Origin of the sequence: Streptomyces sporangiiformans (assembly GCF_005768555.2) — a bacterium.
GTDB lineage: Bacteria > Actinomycetota > Actinomycetes > Streptomycetales > Streptomycetaceae > Streptomyces > Streptomyces sporangiiformans.
In genome coordinates this window covers 102,428-121,625 of record NZ_VCHX02000117.1, presented here as the reverse complement: position 1 = coordinate 121,625, position 19,198 = coordinate 102,428, and the positions used below count along the sequence as shown (strand labels likewise).

17 protein-coding genes and 1 pseudogene are annotated in these 19,198 nt (G+C 70.4%); 8 read left to right on the top strand and 10 right to left on the bottom strand.

All coding sequences use genetic code 11. The features are described 5' to 3' along the window. Positions 1-114 precede the first annotated feature (114 nt). On the bottom strand, positions 115-540 hold the full coding sequence (locus FGD71_RS15075) for a nuclear transport factor 2 family protein (RefSeq protein WP_119100959.1): 426 nt from the start codon (positions 538-540) through the stop codon (positions 115-117). Positions 541-590: 50 nt separating this feature from the next. Beyond that, on the bottom strand, positions 591-1,112 hold the full coding sequence (locus FGD71_RS15070) for a CGNR zinc finger domain-containing protein (RefSeq protein ID WP_119100968.1): 522 nt from the start codon (positions 1,110-1,112) through the stop codon (positions 591-593). Positions 1,113-1,217: 105 nt separating this feature from the next. Here FGD71_RS15070 and FGD71_RS15065 point away from each other — a divergent pair, with 105 nt between their 5' ends. Then, complete coding sequence (locus tag FGD71_RS15065) at positions 1,218-2,420, top strand: MFS transporter (RefSeq protein WP_240436592.1); 1,203 nt, start codon at positions 1,218-1,220, stop codon at positions 2,418-2,420. A 108-nt stretch (positions 2,421-2,528) separates the two neighbouring features. On the opposite strand, the gene FGD71_RS15060 is transcribed toward FGD71_RS15065, so the two are convergent. The 5 genes and pseudogenes from FGD71_RS15060 to nac form a co-directional block, all read right to left on the bottom strand. Next, positions 2,529-3,107, bottom strand: coding sequence for an AMIN-like domain-containing (lipo)protein (locus tag FGD71_RS15060; RefSeq protein WP_119100958.1), 579 nt, complete (start codon positions 3,105-3,107; stop codon positions 2,529-2,531). A 165-nt stretch (positions 3,108-3,272) separates the two neighbouring features. After that, positions 3,273-3,602, bottom strand: a pseudogene (locus tag FGD71_RS48825) (esterase); the annotation flags it as partial. A 30-nt stretch (positions 3,603-3,632) separates the two neighbouring features. Next, positions 3,633-4,433, bottom strand: coding sequence for a phosphatidate cytidylyltransferase (locus FGD71_RS15050; protein WP_181359206.1), 801 nt, complete (start codon positions 4,431-4,433; stop codon positions 3,633-3,635). Beyond that, entirely contained in the window at positions 4,433-6,211 is a 1,779-nt protein-coding gene (locus tag FGD71_RS15045) for a histidinol-phosphate aminotransferase family protein (RefSeq protein ID WP_119100957.1), read from the bottom strand. The genes FGD71_RS15050 and FGD71_RS15045 overlap by 1 nt, the downstream gene beginning before the upstream one ends. A 235-nt stretch (positions 6,212-6,446) precedes the next feature. Beyond that, positions 6,447-7,373, bottom strand: coding sequence for a nitrogen assimilation transcriptional regulator NAC (nac, locus tag FGD71_RS15040; RefSeq protein ID WP_119100956.1), 927 nt, complete (start codon positions 7,371-7,373; stop codon positions 6,447-6,449). Positions 7,374-7,679: 306 nt separating this feature from the next. Between nac and FGD71_RS15035 the strand changes: the two genes are divergently transcribed. From FGD71_RS15035 to FGD71_RS15005, 7 genes are all read left to right on the top strand, one after another. Next, entirely contained in the window at positions 7,680-8,462 is a 783-nt protein-coding gene (locus FGD71_RS15035; protein WP_119100955.1) for a LamB/YcsF family protein, read from the top strand. Positions 8,463-8,472: 10 nt separating this feature from the next. Next, positions 8,473-9,195: a 5-oxoprolinase subunit B family protein gene (locus tag FGD71_RS15030; protein ID WP_240436591.1), complete on the top strand. Its 723-nt coding sequence runs from the start codon at positions 8,473-8,475 to the stop codon at positions 9,193-9,195. Beyond that, complete coding sequence (locus FGD71_RS15025) at positions 9,188-10,174, top strand: 5-oxoprolinase subunit C family protein (protein ID WP_119100953.1); 987 nt, start codon at positions 9,188-9,190, stop codon at positions 10,172-10,174. The genes FGD71_RS15030 and FGD71_RS15025 overlap by 8 nt, the downstream gene beginning before the upstream one ends. Before the next feature lie 138 nt (positions 10,175-10,312). Continuing rightward, the gene (locus FGD71_RS15020) at positions 10,313-11,623 is read left to right on the top strand and encodes an MFS transporter (RefSeq protein WP_119100952.1); all 1,311 of its coding nucleotides are present in this window, start codon (positions 10,313-10,315) and stop codon (positions 11,621-11,623) included. 61 nt (positions 11,624-11,684) lie between these two features. Continuing rightward, positions 11,685-12,428 carry an SDR family oxidoreductase gene (locus FGD71_RS15015; protein ID WP_119100951.1) on the top strand — a complete coding sequence of 248 codons (744 nt, stop codon included), beginning with the start codon at positions 11,685-11,687 and terminating at the stop codon, positions 12,426-12,428. Position 12,429: 1 nt separating this feature from the next. After that, positions 12,430-13,707, top strand: a complete 1,278-nt coding sequence (locus FGD71_RS15010) for an aspartate transaminase (RefSeq protein WP_240436590.1) — start codon at positions 12,430-12,432, stop codon at positions 13,705-13,707. 9 nt (positions 13,708-13,716) lie between these two features. Then, positions 13,717-14,391: a 4-carboxy-4-hydroxy-2-oxoadipate aldolase/oxaloacetate decarboxylase gene (locus FGD71_RS15005; RefSeq protein ID WP_119100950.1), complete on the top strand. Its 675-nt coding sequence runs from the start codon at positions 13,717-13,719 to the stop codon at positions 14,389-14,391. Between the two features lie 20 nt (positions 14,392-14,411). Here the strand turns inward: FGD71_RS15005 and FGD71_RS15000 are convergent, their stop codons facing one another. The 3 genes from FGD71_RS15000 to FGD71_RS14990 are packed head-to-tail and all read right to left on the bottom strand — an operon-like array spanning position 14,412 to position 19,107. After that, positions 14,412-15,911 carry an AMP-binding protein gene (locus FGD71_RS15000; protein WP_162931128.1) on the bottom strand — a complete coding sequence of 500 codons (1,500 nt, stop codon included), beginning with the start codon at positions 15,909-15,911 and terminating at the stop codon, positions 14,412-14,414. Positions 15,912-15,916: 5 nt separating this feature from the next. Continuing rightward, entirely contained in the window at positions 15,917-18,223 is a 2,307-nt protein-coding gene (locus FGD71_RS14995; RefSeq protein ID WP_119100948.1) for a CaiB/BaiF CoA-transferase family protein, read from the bottom strand. A gap of 17 nt (positions 18,224-18,240) precedes the next feature. Beyond that, positions 18,241-19,107: an alpha/beta fold hydrolase gene (locus tag FGD71_RS14990; RefSeq protein WP_119100964.1), complete on the bottom strand. Its 867-nt coding sequence runs from the start codon at positions 19,105-19,107 to the stop codon at positions 18,241-18,243. Positions 19,108-19,198: the final 91 nt, after the last annotated feature.

Genomic DNA, 19,198 nt, shown 5'->3' with positions numbered 1-19,198 from the left:
CGGCGCGGCAGCGGTCGGCGCGGCAGCGGTCGGCGCCGGAGGGCGCCGCGCCGCCCGGCCGCGGCGCCGCATTCTGCTGTTCGTTGGGGGCCCCGGCAGCCAGGCCCAGGACGACTACTGCGGAACCGCGCCGAAGATCATGCGGTGCCCGCGGGCTGTGTCCATGTACTCGCGCACCCGGTGGATCAGCCCGTCCCGGAGCTCGAAGACGAAGCAGTAGTCGTTTGCGTAGTGGCTGCCGTTGGCCAGGGTCGCCGTCATGGTCTCCTCCACGACCACGCGCTCGCCGTCGGCGTAGAAACCGTGGAAGGTGACGGTGACGTCACGCACGAAGAAGCGGGGAAAGTCCTCCGCGAGGAAGCGCACGATCGCCTTCCTGCCGACCAGGTGGCTGGGACCCTCCAGCGCGACGGCAGTAGCGTTCCCCGGGGGCGCCAGCCACTCGGCGTCCTCGGTGAAGACCGCGGAGATCCGGTCGGAGTCATGGCTGGCAAACGCCTTCCAGGCGTTCTCAACGACGGTGCGGCTCTGCTGCGACATGCCGACGACCCTAGGCGACCGCAGGCGAGGGGCCTGGCGGCTTTCCGACGTCACCCCGGCTGCTCGTTGGAGCGGGAGCGTCGGTGGGCCGCGACCCGTTCGCGGGTCGCGCAGCGGCGTGAACAATAGCGGCGCTCCGGGCCGCTGCCTTGGGCGATGAAGACGTTCTGGCAGCTGGGTGACGCGCAGACACTGCCGGGCGGGCGTTGATGGTCCCAGACGAGCACGGTCAGTGCCAAGCAGGAAGAGGCGAGGAGCCACTCGCCCCAGGGGGCGTCGTCGTCGTGGTCCAGGTGGGGGTGCCAGGGGGCGCTGCCACCGTGTGAGGTCAGACGCGGGGGCCCGGCGTGCTCCCGCAGGAGACGGTTGAGGGTTTCGGCGGCGGCGTCGACGTGATCGGCCGCGAAGACCTCCCGGAGCAGGGCGGCAGCCGTACGCATCTGGGCGACGTCACGGGGTGCGAGGTCGATGGAGCCCGTCTCGCCGTATGCGCGAAGCACCTCGGCGACAGTCGTGGGGGCGGGGCGGTCGTCGGTGAGGACGTTGATGAGGGCAGCGGTGCGCCGCGCCATGGTCAGCACGGAGTGCCGGGTGGACCAGTCGTCAGCGGTGAAGGGCACGCACTCGACTGTAACGCATATTGCAGAGTTTTGAGTTACATCCGTAACGTTCTGTTGATGACGAAGCGTTACGTGATGGGCTCCTATCTCGCTGGAACGGTGACCGCCCGCACCGGTGATGAAATGTCCGGGCCCGCTCTGATGCTGGCAGGATTCGCCCTCGCCGGATCGACCACCGAAGCGTCGTCGTTGCTCGCCGGCATCACGATGTCCGCCGCGGTCGGTGGACCGGTTTTCGGAGCACTGCTCGACAGAGCGGCGCGGCCGGGCCGTCTGCTGGCCGGAGCGCTCGTTCTGTATGCGACGGGCCTGGCGATGGTTCTCGTGGGGCTCGGCCGTCTTCCGACCGCTGTCACCGTGCTGATCGCCGCGCTCACGGGGCTGCTGGGGCCGGCTCTGTCGGGCGGCTGGACGGCCCAGTTGCCCCGGTTGGCGTCGCCTGACGACCTGCCTCGGGCGAACGCGCTCGACGCGATGACCTTCAGCACGGCGAGCCTGGTCGGGCCGGCCCTCGCCGGCGGCGTGGCAGAAACGTTCGGGGCGCCGACGGCTGTCGTGGTCTCGTCGGTGCTCATCGGCCTGGCGCTGCCTGCCGCATGGAAGTTGCCCGCGCACTCGGGTGCGGCGCCGGATGCGCGAACGGCCTCGGTGGTCAACGCCGTCGCTGCCGGACTGCGGTGCATCGTCAGGAGTCCTCGCCTGGCCCGAGCGACCCTCACCTCGGTCGTCTCCTGCGTCGCCCAGGGCATGCTGACTGTCTGTATCCCGCTCCTGGGCGAACGCGCCTTCGGCGGAGCCGGCCGCGGCGTGATGCTGCTCTCCTGCGTTGCCGTCTCGGCCCTGGCGGCCAACGCGGTACTCGCGCGATTTCCGCGCTCGGTCGCTCCCGACACGATCATCTGGGTCAGTGCCCTTGTCCAGGCCGCCGCGTTGGCTCTGGCCACGACAGGTCAACCACCCCTGCTCATCGCCGCGGTCCTCCTCGTCGGATTCGGTGAAGGGTCCCAGCTCACCGCCTTGTTCGCGGTGCGTCACCGGGAAGCACCGGAACACCTGCGTGGCCAGATCTTCACCACCGGCGCGAGTTTGAAGATCACCGGATTCGCCCTGGGCGCGGCGGTTGCCGGTCCGGTCACCGCATGGTCCCTTTCCGGAGCCTTGGCGCTGGCAGCCGGCGTGGCGATCCTCGCGGCACTGGCCTTCTTCGCGGATCCGTCGGCGTGCTTCGGCGCCTCCAAGGACCGTGCGGCATCGAGCTGACGAGGTTTCGGGCGGGAGACCGATGTGGCAGACGCTCACGCGTGGGCCCCGACGGGTTGAGTCCGTCGGGGCCCGCGCTCTGACGAGTTACTTGGTGTGGGCCACGTCTTACTTGGTGTGGGCCACGTCCACGATCAGCTTGTCGCCGGACTGCTGGACCCGGAACGGCAGCTTGGCGGCGACGCCGAGACCGACCTGGGTCTGCCCCTCGAGGCTCGCACCGAACTTGGTGTCCCGGAACGTCTTGTATCCGGTCACGTTCACACCCGGCAGCGACTTCCCGGGCTTACCGGCGTACGTCTGCTCGTTCGGGTTCGATGCGTCGTAGCTCGGAGCGTTCACGATGATCTCCAGGATCGCGCCGCCCGCGACCTTGATCTCCTCACCGCTGCCGTCCTGGTGGAACTTCTTCACGTACCCGACGTGGTAGCCGATCTTGCCCGTCGCGCCGGTGACATCGAAGACCATGCGGTCGTAGCAGGTGTGCTCGCCCGTCCTGATGTTCCGCAGCGGCTTGGTGGTGCTGTCCTGCGCCGACTTGGTGCTGCTGGTCCAGGAGGCCGAGCAGGCCGCGGCCGGGACGGCCTTGTCCGCCTGAGCGGTCGCGGCGCCGGCGATCCCGGCCGTGCTCGCCAGACCGGCACCTGCCATGACGAATAACACGGCAGCTGTTCCGATCTTGCGCATGTGATACCTCCGAGAGGTTGGAGTAGTGGTCCACGAGAGGGGCGGCGCCCCTCTCGGCGACCTCCACTTTCCCCGTCCGGACAGTGAGGCCGCATCCGCCCGGGTACTCAACTCAGGCCACTTGAGTACTCATTCCCGCGGGGACGTCACACCCGGCGGCGCAGATCACTCGTCGACGGCCTCGCCGAAGCGGGCGTTGTCACCCGGGGCGCCGAGCGATCCCGCACCGTAGAGCCACGAGCCGTCCGCGACGAGTCCCTTCGTGCTCGCGGGCAACTGCCAGACCACCCCGTCCTGTGTGTCCTCGCCCGGCGCGGCGGCCAGCAGTTCGCAGCGGCGGTCGCCACTCGTGTCGGCGAGCCGCACCTGTGCGGCCCACCGGTCGCCGGCCTCCGGGGTACCGGGGACATGGGTGGTGTTCTGGTCGAAGGACTGCGCGCCCGTCGCGGTCAGTCCGTCCGCCGAGCCGCGCAGCAGCCATACCGCACCGGCGTCCGCGGTGTGTTGCGAGACGAAGACGATCTGTCAGCCCAGGACAAGCAGGACCACCAACGCGATGAGCAGCGAGTCGATCCGGTCCAGCAGGCCGCCGGAGCCAGGCAGCCAACTGCCGGCGTCCTTCGCCTCCGCACCTCTTTTGATCATGGACTCGAGAAGGTCGCCGGCCGGGCCGCCGACCGCCACAGCGACCGCCATCGGCCAGCTCAGCGCGGACAGCACGGCGAGCACGCCGAGGCCGGCCGCGGCCCCGGCCAGGGTCCCGCTCCACCGCTTGGCCGGTGACAGGGGCGACAGCCGCGGCCCGCCCAGCCTCTGACCGGCGAAGTACGCCGCGATGTCGGCGATCGATACCGCCACGAACAGCGCGAGCGCGCTCGCTCCGAGCGGCACCAGCGCGGCCAGCGCACTCAGCCAGGCCAGCCCGAGCAGGCCGGCGCCGAGCCGGCGCAGGCCATGGTCGGCGTCGCCGGCCAGGAGCGGCACCGCGGCCACCGCGAGCGCCCCGATCGCGACGACCCGGAGTATCTGTCCGGGCGCCAGCCAGGCTGCCAGCACCACGCCTGCCACCGCCGCGGCCAGCACCACCCGGTCCAGCCGGCCCAGCCGCATCAGCCCGCCGAACTCCATCACCGCGATCACCGCGACCACGACGGCGAGGGCAGCGGCGCCCGGGCGGCCCCACCAGAACGCACCGGTGACCAGGGGCACTCCGACCGCCCAGGCGCACCACCGGATCAGCAGCTCGCGGCGCCGGGACACTGCCACCGCGACTCCGCCCAGCGCCAACGCCCCACCGAGGTAGGGCGCCAGAGAGGCCACCGTCATCACCGGGCGGATCCGGCGACGGGAACGCCCGGAGGCATCGAAAGGAGCGAGTCCGATCCCGGCCGCAGTACGTCCAGGGCGGCCCGACACGCGGCAACGATGCGCGTGTTCTCGGCGGTGTCCTTGACCGCGATGCGCACGGCGCGCCCCTCGTACTCCCACGACAGCGGCGACAGATCGCGCAGGTACACGTCGCGGCGGCGGCACTCGTGCACCAGTTGTGCGGCACTCGGCCCGCCGGACGGCAGGGTCACGGTGAGGAAGTTGGCCACGGCCTCCTCGACCACCACGGCCTCGTCCAGCCCGGCCAGGTCGGCGGCCAGCTGCCGGCGCAGCGCGTGGGTGCGAACCCAGCGGTCGCTGTAGTACGCCGGGTCGCGCAGGGCTGCCACCGCGGCCAGTTGCGCCGGGAGGCTGACCGGCCAGGGCGGGGTCCATCGGCGCAGCCGCGCCGCGGTGCCCGGCTCGGCCACCAGGTACGCGGCCCGCATGCCGGACAGCGCGTACATCTTGGACAACGAGCTGCACACGACCACCCGCGGGTCCGTCGTGGCAAGACCGGCGAGCGACTCGGTCAGACCGACATAGCCCAGGTACGCCTCGTCGATCCACCAGCGGGTTCGGGCCGGCGCGGCGGCGATCACCGAGCGCAGCTCCGCGGCCGGTGCGTGGCGTCCGGTCGGGTTGTTCGGGTTGACCACCACCACGAGGTCGTAGCGGCCGGACTCGACGGCGGCGGACAGCCGGGCCGGGTCGATCCGCCAGCCGTCTGCGCGGCGCAGCCGGAACCGGTCCACCCGGCATCCGATCACCCGCTCGGTGACGTGGGCGTACTCGCCGTAGCCCGGGTCCGTCAGAAGCACTCGGCTCTCCGGGGTCAGCCACTGGCCGAATGCCCTGAAAATCAAGTCGGATGAACCGGCGCCGACCGCGAGCGTCTCCGCCGGCAGCGCCCGGGCCGTGGCGATTTCCGCCAGCAGGCCCTCGGCGTCGGTCGGCGGCGAGGTGCGGGCGGCCCAGGCCGGATCTTCCGCGAGCGCCGCCCGCACCCCGGGGGCCGGCGGGAACCAGGCGTCCAGCACATCGGCCGCGACCACTTGATGGCGCCGGTGCAGGCTACGGAAGTCCGTGCCGATGGCGGTGAACGAGGCGCCGCCGTGTTCGCAGCCGTCCGGGCGGGGTGCGAACGCCACGTCCAGCCGCCAGTCCACTTGGGACCGCAGCCACTCCAACGTGCCGCGGTAACGGTCCATCGCGACGTTCGTCAGCTCGGTCACGGTGCCGGTCAGCACCTCGAACGTCAACGCACCGCTGTGGACGGTACGGCCGACCGGGCGCAGGCCGACGGCCAGGTACATGTCGAGCAGCTCGGTGCGCCCCATCGCCACCACGCGGCGGCCGCCCCGGGCGGCGATCCAGCGAAGCGCCGCGTACATCAGCAGTGGTGCCGCCGCGCCGGCCCGCCGGCGCGGCTCAACGGTGAGGATGCGCACCTCGAACAGATCGTCCTCGGTCAGCAGGGGCAGTTCGTCCCGGGTCAGGTACTTGTCCAGCCCGTACCGCCCCAACCAGGGCGGAGTCAGGCTGACAAAGCCGATTCGGTCCGCACCTCGCGCCGCGACCAGGTAGACGTTGTCGCCGTCCAGCCCGTCGCGAAGCCGCCCGGCCGGATCCGGCACATGCTGGCCCAACTCCTCTGCGTACACCCGGTGACGCAGTTCGTGGACCCATTCGAGATCCTCCGGAGTGGCAGCGCGCAGCTGCAGGTAACGGCCCATCAGTACCTCTTCCGATGCAGGGTGAGCCGTTCCATCGTGGGGATCGCGGGACCGGCCGCGTCAGTGCTCAACGACACCATCACCCTGAGTACGCGTACTCAGGCGAAGCCTTCCCCGGTGTGCTCCCGACTCGACGCTTTTCAGGGGCCGCTCGGCGTGTGAAAATGCGGCGGATTCGTGGAAAACGTCAGGCGGTGTGCCGTGGGAAGACAAAGAGAATTTCTGCGTGACGGCATCAGGAATCAGTATCTTCCGCGCCGGACTCGCGGAAGTCCGTGATGAGTTCATGGAACAAGTCGTGCACGGCGAGGGCGGGCTCCGACAGGGGCTGGCTGTCGGAGGTGCAGAGCGACAGCTTGACCTGGATGGTCGGGTCGACGATCCGGCGCACCACCAAATTCTGCACGTCGAGGATGGGGCGCGCCGCCGACCAGGGCAGCACCGTCGCCCCGAGGTCGGCGCCGACAGCGCTGACCAGGGTCAGAACCGACTCGATCTCGCCGACCACCCGCGGCTTCAGCGACGCCTGCTGGAACGCGCCGTCGACCACCTGCCGGATGGTGTGAATACGGCTGGGCAGCAGCAGGCCCACGTCGGCCAGCTCCTGGAGGCGGACATCGCCTTCCCCGGGCGGCGCGGCTCCGCCGGGCGCGGCGATCAGGAACAGGTCCTCGGTGCGCAGCGGCTCGAACTGCACGCCCCGCAGGGGCCCGGCCCCGTAGATGAACGCCATGTCCATACGCCCCGTCATGATCGCTTCGCTGATGACGCCGCCGAAGTTCTCGTTGATGTGCAGCAGGATGTCGGGGTAGCGCTCACGCACGCTCGTGAGCAGCGGTAGTGCGAGTGCCGCGCCCATGCTGTACGGAGCCAGGCCCACGGAGACGCTGCCGGCCGGCGCGCGGCCGGAGACGTCGACCGCCGCGTGGGCGAGCTCGACCTGGCGCAGGATGAGCTGCGCGTGCCGGTACAGCGCGCGGCCGGCTTCGGTCGGGGCGACCCCTCGCTTGCTGCGGATCAGTAGCTGCTGTTTGAACTGGGCTTCCAGCGCCGAGAGTTGCTGGCTCAGCGCGGGCTGGGCGATGTGCAGGATGTCGGCCGCGCGCGTGATGCTCCCGGCATCCACGATCTTCACGAACGAGTAGAGACGCCTGGTGTCCATGCGCGGCCTTCCAGCGTGGGCGGAGCCTCATGGTAGGTGCCGCACCGCGTGCCGAGCCCTGGCCCGTGTGTCCCACGTCATATCCAGCGGTGATTACGTCACGCAGAACGCCTATTTGCCGCCACGTCGCGTTGGTATTACGTTCACCGCAACGCAAAGATTCCGGCTGTTCGACGGCAGGCTCAGGTTTGCCGCGGGAATCTGATGGCCTGTTGATTTCCCGCCGCCGGTGATGGGCGGGTCCGGTGGAAAGCGCCGAAAGAGAAGAAGCGGCGATTTCGTGCTCTTCCTTTTCTGGAGGAATTCATGCCCCATACGGTCGATCTCGTGGCCGACCTCGGCGAGGGTTTCGGCTCCTACACCATGGGCGATGACGAGGCGCTGCTCGATGTGCTCACCTCGGCCAACATCGCTTGTGGATTTCACGCGGGTGACCCGCGGATCATGGACAACACGGTCCGCAGTTGCGTGCGGCAAGGCGTCGCCGTGGGCGCGCACCCCAGCTTTCCCGATCTCGTCGGATTCGGTCGCCGCGCGATGGATCTGTCACCGGACGAGGTCCGCACCGACATGCTCTACCAGATCGGTGCGCTGCAGGCGTTCGCGGCCGCGCACGGCACCCGCGTGCAGCATGTGGCCCCGCACGGCCGGCTCGGCAACCTGGTCGCGGTCCGTCAGGACTACGCGGCCGCGGTGGCCGACGCCGTCGCCTCCGTCGACCGGTCGCTGATCGTGCTGGCGCAGGACGGAGAGCTTGCCGATGCCGCACACGCGCGCGGCCTTCGCGTCGGCATCGTCGGGATCGCCGACCGGGCCTATCGGGACGACGGCACGCTGGTGCCGAGGAGTGAGCCCGGTGCCGTCATCCACGACCCGGGGGAGATCGCCGAACGGACCGTCCGCATGGTGACCGAAGGGGTCGTACGCGGCGTCGGCGGCCACGACATCCCCGTACGGTGCGACACGGTGCTGGTGCACGGTGATACACCGGGGTCCGTCGCGCTCGCGCACCGCGTGCGCGAGGAACTGCTCGCCGCAGGCATCAAGATCACGTCGCTCACGGACGTCCTGGACGGCCGTGATGCCTGAAACCGGCGGGATGCCTGAAACGGACAGCGGCGTCGTGATCGTGGACTGCGGTGACTCGGCCGTCATGGCCAGGGCCATGGGCAGCGACGCGGAGCACAACTGGCGACTCGTGCACACCCTGGCCGACGCGATCGACTCGGTCCGGCTCGACGGGGTGCACGGGATCGTGCCCACGTACGATGCGCTGCTCGTCGAGTTCGACTGCGCCGGCACCGATCAGCACACGGTACGGCGCGTGCTGCGGCACGAGGCCGACCGGCTCGGCAAGGGCCCGCTCCACACGGCCACGGCACGGCACTTCGTGGTCCCGGTGGTGTACGGGGGCGAACACGGCCCCGATCTCCCCGTCGTGGCCGAGCAGTTGGGGATCACCGAGCAGGAGGTCGTGGAGCTCCACTCCGGTTCCGACCTGACGGTCCGCTGCCTCGGGGCACCCGCCGGCGCCCCGATGATGGACGGCCCGGCGTTCCCCGGACCCGTCCCCAGGCTGGCCTCGCCGCGTACGCGGGTCCTGCCAGGGTCGATCGCGGTGGCCGGACGGCAGGCCGTCATCTGCCCGATGCCGTCACCTGGTGGCTGGCCGCTCCTGGGCCGTACCCCGTTGCGCGTACTCGACTTCGCCGCCGACCCGATGACTCCGTACCGGCCCGGCGACACGTTCCGATTTCAGCCGATCACCCCCGACCAGTGGGACGACCACGCCGGCCTGTCCCTGGCGGTGTCCCATGGCTGACACACTGACCGTCCACCGCGCCGGTCTCGCGACGGTGCAGGATCTCGGACGGTTCGGACGCTCGCGCTACGGTCTGCCCGTCAACGGCGCGCTCGACCAGCACTCGGCCCGTGTCGCCAACGTGCTGTGCGGCAACGACGAGGGCGCGCCGTTGATAGAGATCACCGCCCTGGACTTCAGCTGCACTCCCTCGACCGACGTGCTCATGGCCGTGACCGGCGCGCCGGCGGACCTGACCGTCGACGGCGTCGCACGCCCCCAGTGGGAACCCGTCTCCGTACGCTCCGGCCAGACGATCCGTATCACCGGCATCAGGGTCGGCATCAGGGTCTACCTGGCCGTGCTCGGCTCGGTGGACGCCCCCTGGCTGCAAGGCAGTTGTGCCCCGGACACGATCCTCGGCTTCGGGCGCGCGCTGCGCGACGGCGACGAAGTGGGCCTGCGCACCCACTGCCCGCCCATCGACCATCCGCACTTCCGTATCCCGCTGTTCCGGCTGCATGCCCCCGTGCGGCGCTTCCACGCCGCGTGGACGATCGACGTCACGGACGGCCCCGACCGCACGGAGTTCGGTGACACGGCCGAACGGCTCTTCCGGTCGCCGTACACCGTGAGCCCGCAGAGCAACCACATCGGGCTTCGCCTGCGCGGCGACGTACCGCGGCGGGTCGCGACCGGCGAGGTGCTCTCGCGCGGCGTCCCCGTCGGGGCCGTCGAGGTGCCCGCGGGAGACGAACTCCTGGTCCTGCACCGCGGCCGTGGTGTCACCGCCGGCTATCCGGTCCTCGCGGTCGTCACAGCGACAGGTCTCTCCGCACTGGGGCAGGCCGGACCGGGCCAGGCCGTCCGCTTCCGGCACCGCACCATCGCCGAAGCGGTGACCGCCTACCGCTCTCAGCGAAACGCCGTCAACGCCCTCAAGGCGCGGGTGCGTTCGGCTTTCGAGGCCCTGCGTATCCCCGTTCCCCTCAGCCCGTAACCCGTTCCCCTCAGCCCCTGACCCGTCCCCTCGTTCCGTATCCCGTCCCCTTCAACCGTCACCCGCCGCCCCCTGAAAGCAGCACCCGCATCGAGCCGTGAGCAACCCATCCCCGTCCCACCCCAGACAGGAGACGCCATGAGTACCGTGGCCGCTCAGCCGGTACCCAACACCGTCGACCCGAGAACGGCGAGGAAAGTCACCCTCGCCGGATGCGTCGGAATCTTCGCCGAGCTCTACGACAACGGCATCTTCGGCTTCATGGCGGGCACCCTGGCCGCCGTCTTCTTCCCCGGTTCGGAGAACGCCGTCCAGCTCGTCTTCCTCGGCTACGCCGTCTCGTTCTTCTTCCGCCCCCTGGGCGGCGTCATCTGCGGACACCTCGGTGACCGCATCGGACGGCAGCGCATGCTCGTCTTCGTCATCCTGCTCATCAGCGTCGCGACCGCGGGCATCGGCATCCTGCCGACGTACGCGAGCATCGGGATCGCGGCACCCGCGCTGCTCATCCTGCTGCGCGTCGCGCAGGGCTTCTCGGTCGGCGGCGAGGCCTCCGGCGCGATGAGCTTCCTCGCCGAACACGCCCCCGAGGGCAAGCGCGGCCTCTACACCAGCTACGCGCAGATCGCCTCCTTCCTCTCCCTGCTCACCGGAACGCTCATCGCCGCCGCGATGACCAGCGGCCTCGGTGCGGAGCGCATGGAGTCGTGGGGCTGGCGCATCCCGTTCCTGCTGGCCGTCCCGCTCGGCGTCACCGGCATCTACATCCGCAAGCGGATCAGTGACACCCCCAACTTCACGCGCCTGCAAGAAGGCGGTGGTCTGTCGAAGAACCCGCTGAAGGAGGCCTTCACCTCTGCCGAGCACCGCCGCGCGATGCTGCTCGCCCTGTTCATCCCGCTCATGAACGGTTCCGGCTACTACGTGCTGTTCGGCTACATGCCGACGTTCATGAGCACCGAGCTGCACTTCGGCCAGGTGCAGGGCCTGCTGGTCACCGCGGCCAGCCTGGTGGCCATCTCCCTCGCGATCCCCTACATGGGCCACCTCTCCGACCGGATCGGCCGCAAGAAGGTCCTCGCGGGCGCGGCGATAGCCATGGCCGTCGCCGGCATTCCCTGTTACCTGCTCATCGGCACCGGCAGCGTCCCGCTCGCGATCCTGGGCGCCTGCCTCATGGCGGTCATCTTCGCCGGGCACACCGGCGTCATCCACATCCTGCTCGTCGAGCTCTTCCCCACCCGCGTCCGCTACTCCGCCTACGGCCTGGGCTACAACGTCTCCGCCGCCCTCTTCGGCGGCACGGCGCCGCTGCTGATGACGTACCTCATCGACAAGACCGGCAACGTCAACGTGCCCGCCTTCTACGCGGTCGTCACCGCCCTCGGCACGCTGATCGCCGTGTCCCGGGTGCAGGACAGGGCGCACCTGCCGCTGCGCGACGTATAAGACGCCCGACCGGCTGATCACCCCCCCACATATCTCTCCAGATCCCTAGGAGCACACCCTCATGCCCTTTTCCGACTACAGGACTGCCCTGGTGACCGGTGCCTCGACCGGAATCGGAGCGGTGGTCGTCGAGCGGCTGGCCAAACAAGGGCTCCAGGTCCATGCCATCGCCCGTAACGCCGAGCGGCTTGACGACCTCGCCCGGCGTACGGGATGTACACCGCACGCCGTGGACATCACCGACACCGCGGCACTGAGCGACACCCTGCAGGACCTCGACATCGACGTCCTCGTCAACAACGCCGGGGTCTCCCGCACCGGAAACATCCTCACCGCCGACGAGTTCGCCGTCGACGAGCAGATCGCGGTCAACATCCAGGCCGTACTGCACCTCGTACGCCTGCTGATGCCGGGGATGGTCGAACGCGACCGCGGGCACATCGTGAACATCAGCTCGATCGCCGGCGTCTACAACTTCGGCGGAAACACCATCTACCACGCCACCAAGGCGGCCGTGCACACCCTCTCGCGCCAGCTCCGCGTCGACGGATACGGCCGTCGCGTCCGGGTCACCGAGATCTGCCCGGGCCGGGTGGAGACGGAGATCTTCGGCCGTCTCCTCGGCGACATGGAAGAGGCCCAGCGCCAGTTCTACGACGGTTACGAGTCGCTGAAGCCGGAAGACATCGCCGACGCCGTCGAGTTCGCGGTCGGCTCACCGCGGCACGTGAACATCGGCCATGTGGAGATCCTGCCGACGTTCCAGGTACCGGGTGGCCTCAACTTCGAGAGGAGGACCGGCTGACATGACGGCCGCCGACAAGACGACGACCGACACGACGACGACCGGCATGACGACCGCCCGGCGTGTACGGCGCATCAAGCCCTCGCCGAGCACCGCGGCCGCCCAGCGTGTCCGCGAACTCAAGGCCCAGGGCCTGGGCATCCTCGACCTCACCGTGGGCGAGCCCGACTTCGACACCCCCGACCATGTGAAGGCCGCCGCGATTCAGGCGATCCGGCAGGGCGACACGAAGTACACCCCGGTCAACGGCACCCCCCAACTGCGGGCCGCCATCGCGCAGAAGCTCCAGCACCGGCACGGACCGCACTACCCGGCCGACCGGATCGCGGTCGGCGGGGGAGCGAAGCAGGTCATCTTCCTCGCGCTGATGGCCACCCTGGACGCGGGCCACGAAGTAGTCATCCCCGCTCCGTACTGGGTGTCCTATCCGGACATGGTGCTCGCCAACGACGGCACTCCGGTCATCGTCCCCTGCCCGGAGGCGGACGGCTTCAAGCTGACTCCGCAGCGGCTGGAATCGGTGATCACCGACCGGACGCGCTGGGTCGTTCTCAACGCTCCGGGCAATCCCACCGGCGCCGCCTACACCGCCGCAGAACTCACCGCGCTGGCCGAGGTGTTGCTCGCTCATCCGCACGTTCAGGTGCTCACGGACGAGATCTACGACGAGATCTGGTACGAGCCGGGCCAGGTCCCCAGCATCGCCGGCGTCGAACCGCGCCTGACCGACCGGGTGTTCCTCACCAACGGCGTCTCCAAGACGTACGCGATGACCGGCTGGCGCATCGGCTACGGCGTCGGCTCCCCCGAACTGGTGTCGGCCGTCAACGCCCTGCAGTCGCAGATCTCGTCCTGCCCGTCGTCGATCAGCCAGGCGGCGGCCACCGCGGCGCTCACCGGTGACCAGACCTTCGTAAGCGACTGTGTCGCCGTCTACCGCAGGCGCCGCGATCTGACGGTGAAGCTCGTCAACGACGTTCCGGGCCTGTCCTGCACCCCTCCCAGCGGCGGCTTCTACGCCTTCGTCAACTGCTCCGGCGTACTGGGACGGCGAACACCGACGGGCGAGGAGATCCGCTCCGACGAGGACTTCGCCCGTTATCTGCTGGAGTCGCAGCAGGTGGCGGTCATCCACGGCGCCGCATACGGATCGCCGGGTTACTTCCGCGTCTCCTTCGCGACCTCGACCGACGTCCTCACCGAGGCCTGCGAGCGCATCGGCCGCGCCTGCGCGGCCCTGTCCCCGGCCGATCCCTCCCGACGGAGCTCAAGGAGCTGAAGGAGCGACATGATCCGAGTCAACACCAAGTTCGAGCGGCCCGAACCGGCGCTGGTCGAGCAGCTGGGCAAGTACTCCGCCGCCACCGTTCACGAGGCACAGGGGCGCCTGGGCGCCCTCGACTCGACGATCAAGCCGGTCGACCACACGATGTCCCTGTGCGGCCCCGCGTTCACGGTGTCCTGCGCTCCCCGCGACAACATCATGCTGCAGGTCGCCATCGCCCACGCGCAGCCCGGCGACGTCATCGTCGTCTCCGCGGGCGCGTACGCCGAGGCGGGCTCCTTCGGCGACGTCCTCGCCAACGCGTGTGTGGCCAAGGGCCTGGGCGGCCTCGTCACCGACACCGGTGTGCGCGACACGCAGGAACTTCGCGAACTCGGCTTCCCGGTGTTCTCGTACAGCGTGTGCATGAAGGGCACCGTCAAGGAAACCGTCGGGCCGATGGCCGAACCGGTGCTGATCGGGGGCGAGATCGTCCGTCCGGGAGACGTGGTGCGCGCGGACGCCGACGGCGTCGTGGTGGTTCGGCGCGACGACGTGGAGGACGTCATCCGCAAGTCCCAGCAGCGCGTCGCGGCCGAGGACTCGTACATCGCCGCGTACCGCTCCGGGCGGAGCGTCATCGAGGTCAGCGACCTCGCCGCCGTGCTCGAAGCCAAGGGGCTCGTCATCGACTCGTGAGCCGCTCCGGGAACAGGGCTTCACGGGGACCGCCCGGCGATCCGGTCCCAGGTGCGGGTGGTGAGGCCCCGTTCCCGCAGCACCGCTTTGCGTACCTTGCCCGTCTCGGTGAGCGGCAGGGCCGGGACCGTCTCGATGTACCTGGGGACGGCGAACGCCGGGAGCTCAGTTGCGCAGTGGCGGGCCAGGTCCGCCGGATCCAGCACGCTGCCGGGCCGGACGACCACCACGACCATGACCTCGTCCTCGGCCAGTTCGGAGGCCACCGGGAACGCCGCGGCCTCGACGACCGCCGGATGGGAGCGGACGGCCGACTCCACCTCGTACGAGGAGATGTTCTCGCCGCGACGCCTGATGACGTCCTTGATCCGGTCGACGAAACGGAACCAGCCGTCGGGTTCGCGGATCACCCGGTCGCCCGTCCGGCGCCAGGAGTCGGGGGCCGCTTCCGGGTCCCCCAGGTAACCGGTGGAGAAGGCGTACTCCTGGTGGCTGCGCACGACGAGTTCGCCGGGCGTCCCGTCGGCGACCGGAGCGAGGGCTTCGTCGACCACCCGCGCGGAGAAGCCCGCGCGCACGGTTCCGACGTAACCGGGCCGGTACTCCTCGGGTGTGGACCCGATGACGAGGTTCGTCTCCGTGGAACCGAACCCGTCGACGAGCCTCACACCGAAGCGCGCGCGGAACGGCTCCCACACCGGCCCCGGCGTCGCCGGGGAAAGGCCGCGCCACGCCCGGTGCGCCCGATCGTGCGGACCGGGTGGCCGTGCGAGCAGCATCGGCACCATCGCGCCGAGCAGACAGACGGCCGTGGCGCGCGCGTCGGCCACCTGCGACCAATAGCGCGAGGCGGAGAAACGCCGCTCCACGACGCAGCTCGCGCCCACCGTCATGGCGTGCGCCAAGGTGTTGAGGGCGTTGGTGTGGAACAGCGGGAGACAGGTGAACAGCACGTCGTCCGGTGTGAGGCGCAGGGCGTCCGAGACATTGCGGCCCCACCAGACGAACTGGGCCTGCGGGCAGCGGACGCCGCGCGACACACCCGTGGTGCCGGACGTGAAGAGGATGGCCGCGGTGTCTCCCGGACGGACCGGCGCGGGCCGGACCGCTTCGGTCGTCGCGCCGGGCCGGGGGACGTCGTCCCCGCCCACCACCCACACGCCCCCACGGTGTCCCGCCGCGACGGCGTGCTGCGCCAACTCGGCCTCGGCGTACAGGAATCGCGGCTCAGCCGCGTGCAGCACCTGCCGCAGCGACCGGCCGCGCAGCGCGGTGTTCAACGGCACCACGACCGCGCCGAGCCAGGCGCAGCCGAGGACCAGGTCGACGAGCTCGATCCGGTTGGACAGCAGGGCCGCGACGCGGTCGCCGGGCCGGCAGCCGTGGGCCGCGAGGGCCCCGGCCATGGTGGCCGAGGCCTCGCGGGTCTGGGCGTACGTCCGCGTCGTGTCTGCCACGCGCAGGAAGACGCGGTCGCCGAATCGCTCGGCCGCCGCCTCGACGAGTCCCGGCACGGTCATGTCGTTCACCGCAGGACGCCGGCCTCGTGCAGACGCCGGAGCCGCTCCGGGGAGAAGCCCGCCACCTCGCGCAGCACCTCGTCGGTGTCGGCGCCGAGCAGGGGCGCGGGTCGGCGGACGGAGCCGGGCGTGCCGGTGAGGCGGATGGGTACGCCCTCGTGGAGGAAGGCGCCCGCGGCGGGGTGTGCGAGACAGACGTAGAAGCCACGCGCTCTCAACTGCGGGTCGTGTTCGACCAGATCGCGGCCGTCCTGCACGGCGCCGGCCGGAATCCCGTGCTCCTGAAGCGTCTCCGCGGCCACGTCGGCGGGCAGGCCGCGAGCCCACTCGGCGATCACCCCGTCGACCAGGGCACGCTCCCGCCCACGGCCCTCCGCCGTGCGCAGCCTGTCGTCGGCGGCCAGTTCGGGGCGTCCGACGGCGTGGCACAGGGCCGTCCATTCCGCGTCCGAGCGGACACTGACGGCCAGCCAGCGATCCGCCCCGAGGGCCCGGTAGACACCCTGCGGGCTCCACCGCGGATCCGCGTTGCCCGTCGGGGACCCTGACGACGTGAGGAGGCTCGTCCCCATGTGGGCGGCGATCGCCTCGAGTTGGGACAGGTCGATGTGCTGTCCGCGGCCGGTCTGCGCGCGGTGCTCCAGCGCGGCGATCGTCGCCAGCGCCGCCTGGAGGCCGGCGACGATGTCGCCGTGTCCGTAGATCACGCCGACCACGTCGTCCGGCCCCCAGCCGGTCAGGCCGGTCAGCCCCGCACTCGCCGAGACGGTGTCCGCGTACGACACCCAGCCGGCCCGGGGGCCGCTGTGCCCCATGCCCGACATGCTCACATAGACGAGATCAGGGTTGATCTCGCGCAGCGCGTCGTAGCCGAGGCCGAGTCCGGTCATGACCGTGGCGCTGAAGTTCTCCACGAGGACGTCGCAGGACGCGATCAGGTCGCGGAGCACGGCGACGCCCTCCTCGGTCCGGGTGTCGAGGGCGATACCGCGCTTGTTCCGGTTGACCTCGTTGAAATAGCCGTTGGTGTTCGGGTCGGTGTGGGGACCGCGGGACAGGTGCATGAACGGCGCGAACCGGGTGGGGTCGGGGCGGCGGACGGACTCGACCTTGATGACGTCCGCGCCGTGGTCGGCCAGGACCTTGGTGCAGTACGGGCCGGCGAGGACCCAGGTCAGGTCCAGGACACGTACCCCCTCCAGGGCGGGCCGGGCTGGCGAGCCGGTGCCGCCGATCGCGGGCGTCGCCCGGTGCTCGTGGAGCAGGGCCTGGTCCTCACCGGGCCCGGGTACGGTGAGCGAGGTGATCCTGCGGCCTTCGGGGAACGCGAAGGGGAAGCCGAGGTCGGTCCGGCCCTCGACCTCGGTGAAGAAGTTCCGGGCCGCGAGCTGAGGGTTGTCCGGCAGTTCGGGCGGCAGGTCGACAGCCGCCCACGGCAGCTTCCTTGCCTGAGCCTGCTCCGCGAACTCGGACTTCGGCCAGGTGCCCACGAAGTCCTGGACGACCTTGAAGACGTGATCCTGGTGCTTCTTGCGCTCCACCGGGTCCTGCCACCGCGGCTCCGCGAGGTCGGCCTGAGCCCCCTCCTCGCACAGCCAGGCGAGCAAGGCGTCCCACATGCGGGGACTGCCGCCGAGTCCGCCGCCCACATGGCCGTCGGCTGAGCGGAACAGCCCGTGCGGGACCAGGGGATGCACACGTCCCGGACGTGGCGGTACCCGGTCCTCGTGCAGGTAGGCGAGGGTGCCCGCCTCCAGGGCCGCCGCGACGCAGGCCTGGGCGGAGACGTCGACGAGCTGCCCCGGCCCGCGGCGTCGTGCCCGCAGGCCCAGCAGGGCGGCGATCGCCGCGTTGACGCCTGCCAGATGCTCCGCCTGGTTCTCCGGCATACGCAGGGGCGGGCCGTCGGGATCGCCCACCTGCGCGAGCATCCCGCCCAGCGCGGCCACCACCAGATCCGTGCCCTGCCAGCCGCTTCGGGGGCCGACCAGTCCGAACGGCGTGACACGTACGTGGACCAGGTGCCCGAGACCCTCGACGGCCGCCCCCGCACCGTCCGGTGTTCCGTCGAGCAGCACGTCCGCGCCCGTCAGGAGGTCGCGCAACTCGGCGGAGGCGGAAGGGGCCAGGGTCACCGAGCGCTTTCCGGCGTGCCAGTGGGCGAAGGCGTCGCCGTCGAGTTCGCGCCGGGTCTCGTCGCCCTCCGGGGGCTCGACCAGGACGACCTCGAAGCCGAGCCCCACCAGCAGCCTGCCCGCGAACCGGGTGAAGGGACTGGATAGTTCGACGACGCGGGGGATCGATGCGCTCACGTGTCCTCCGCTCGCTCTCAGCCGTGGTGCTGGTTCAGGAAGCCGCTGACCACACTGTGGTAGTCATACGGTCGCTCTTCCTGGGGATGGTGGGAAGCCCGGCTCATCACATGGAGATTTCCCCGGGGGACCATGCGGGCGAGCATCAGCGGGTAGTCCGGCGTCAGGAACGCGTCGTACATCGCCCAGAAGAAGAGCGTGGGCGCCTGGATACGGCCGAGTTCGGCGGACAGGTCCTGCCAGTCACCGCGCGGGTTGTCCGACGCGCCGGCCAGCGCTGTCTCCTCCGGGTCGAGGCTCTGCTCGTAGCGCAGCGTCACGGTGCCGTCGGGGATGGCCTCCGGGTCGTACCACTCCAGGCGCGCCATCAGGTCCCGCATCTTCTCCCAGGACGGGCCGTCACCGCCGTAGTACCTGTCGCGGGCGTTGCGTCCGCGGCGGCCGCCCTCCGGGAGCGGGGCGAGCGGGCCGTGGAAGACGGGCATGCTCCCGGTGATCACCAGCGACCGTACGCGCTCGGGGTACTTGGCGGCCAGGTTGAGCGCGATCGTCCCGCCCCACGAGTTGCAGACGAAGTCGGCACGGTCGATGCCCAGCGCGTCCATCAGGGCCACGGTCTTGGCGGCGTGGTAGTCCCACATCGGGCCCTCGATGACGGGCTTCGCCGACTTGCCGTACTGCAGGATGTCGACCAGGAAGCAGCGGCGGTCCTCGGCGAACAGCGGGGCCACCTGACCGAAGTCCGACCAGCCGGTGCACCCCGGGCCGCCCCCGTGCAGGAAGATCGTGGGGCTGCCCTCGCCCAGCTCGATGTAGTGGTACTTGACGCCGTCCGCCTCCGCGTAGGCGCCCTGCGGAGGCGCCTGAATGTCCATGAGATCCATGAGCGGATGGTCTCGGGTGCCGGAACGCCGGACCAAGCGGACCGGTCCGCTCAGTGGGCCGGTTCCGCGGCCGTCGGGGCACGGCCGCTTC